We start from the raw sequence: 1,664 nt of genomic DNA, 5'->3' as shown, positions 1-1,664 counted from the left end.
TGTGGTGTTGGGGTGTTGGCTTCGGCGTTACCGTTGCGGGCGATGTCGGCCTGGATGCGGGAGATGACCTGCAGATTCGGCGCGAGGTTGTGGTCGATGATTTGCTGGCACGCTGGTTCAAGTGTGGTTTTGTTGTGCTTGTTCCCGAGCTTGACCAACACGTTGCGGGCTGTGCGTAAACCGCGTGGCAGGGCTTGGGCGTTGTGCTCAAGGATCATGGCGATGACCTTGCTGGTTGCGGGCCCAAACGACGATGCTCTGGCGTAGAGCTCATCGCGAGTTAGCGGTTTGACCCCAGTAATCTCTTTGTCTGGGGTATGCGCAGGGTCTGTGCAATAGCGGTACTTAAACCCGTGCATACGCGGGTGTTCGGCCACGAGGCTATCGCCGTTGAAGATGCTGACCAGGCTGTTGGTCAGCCGTGCGCGCAAAGTCTTGCCGATGTATTGAAACGGCACGGAGTAGTACTGGTAGTCACAACAGATGTGCCAATTGCGATCGACTTTGACGCTGCGCCAGGACACTTCCGTAAATGGGGTGTCAGGAAGGTTGCGCATCATGGGTGCTTCATCGATGTCAAACAGCTCACGACGAGTAAACCCATGCGCATTGGGCATGGTTGTGTTGATGTCTTCGAGGCGCTCAGCGATCGCTTCGTTGAGCTCTTCAAGGCTATAGAACTCAACCCCATCGAAATAGCCAAGGATACGCGTATAGACAAGTTGGACGGCACGCTCAACTGCGGCTTTATCGCGGGGTTTTCCCGGACGTGCTGGTACAAGCAAGATGTCATAGTAGTCAGCAAAGTCCGCATAGCGCTGTTGGATGCGTCGTGCGGGTTTGTTCTTCGCCGGGCGATACGTTGCAGTCGGCGCGTTATCAGGAACGATGATGCCGGGGCGTTTCCCGAGGTAGTTTAGGGCTTTGACGTGGCAGTCAATCCAGGCGTCCATCTTCTCATTCGCCGTAGCAACCACAAATAACAAAGAAGAGTAGGGACAGACAGCCACAAATAGGCAAGCTTTCATCCCTACCTCACCGGTGGCTTGGTCGATGATGCGGACTTTGTCGCCCGCCCAGTCGACGTAGAGCTCTTGGCCTGGTTCATGCTCGATAATCGAGGTCATGCCGGTAGCCCGGATGTAGTCACGCAGGTGTTCACAGAACTGGGAGTACTGGTACTTCGATTCACCTGCGGCGCACGGGGAAGCGACATAGTCCATCCACAGCTTATGGCGCGTGAGGTGCTTGTTGTTCGCCAGCTTCTTCGCGAGTTTTTCGAAGTCAGGTCGGTCATAGCGCAAACGCCGACTCGTTCGCTGATCGCTAAAGTGCGTATCGAAGAACTCTGGATCCAGCTGAGCGAACGAAGACTGCGTGATTGCGTGGTCAGCAATCACTGCTTTGACTTTGGCGATATCCCTGTTGGAGCACTCCAAGGCAGCAGAGATGGCTGCATAACTCGCTCCGGTCAAACACATCGCCATAATGTCTTTGAAGTTGGCCATAAAAGGCCCTCCTTGCGGTCAGAAAGTGGTGACACACCGGCACAGATTGCGCCGACGTCACCTACAAAAATGACCGAAAAAGAAGACCCCTACCACCTATCCGGAAAACCCCTACCAACTACGCGGATTGCCCCTACCAACTACACGGAAACGGCA

1 protein-coding gene is annotated in these 1,664 nt (G+C 54.9%); it reads right to left on the bottom strand.

The features are described 5' to 3' along the window. Positions 1–1,508, bottom strand: a 1,508-nt coding sequence (gene istA, locus HMPREF2617_RS00010) for an IS21 family transposase (protein WP_070838959.1), incomplete at its 3' end; no start/stop codon positions are given. Positions 1,509–1,664 lie beyond the last annotated feature (156 nt).

This window comes from Corynebacterium sp. HMSC070H05, assembly GCF_001837615.1.
Lineage (GTDB): Bacteria > Actinomycetota > Actinomycetes > Mycobacteriales > Mycobacteriaceae > Corynebacterium > Corynebacterium coyleae.
Note: the sequence above shows the minus strand (reverse complement) of the source record. Positions and strands in the feature narration are given on the sequence as shown.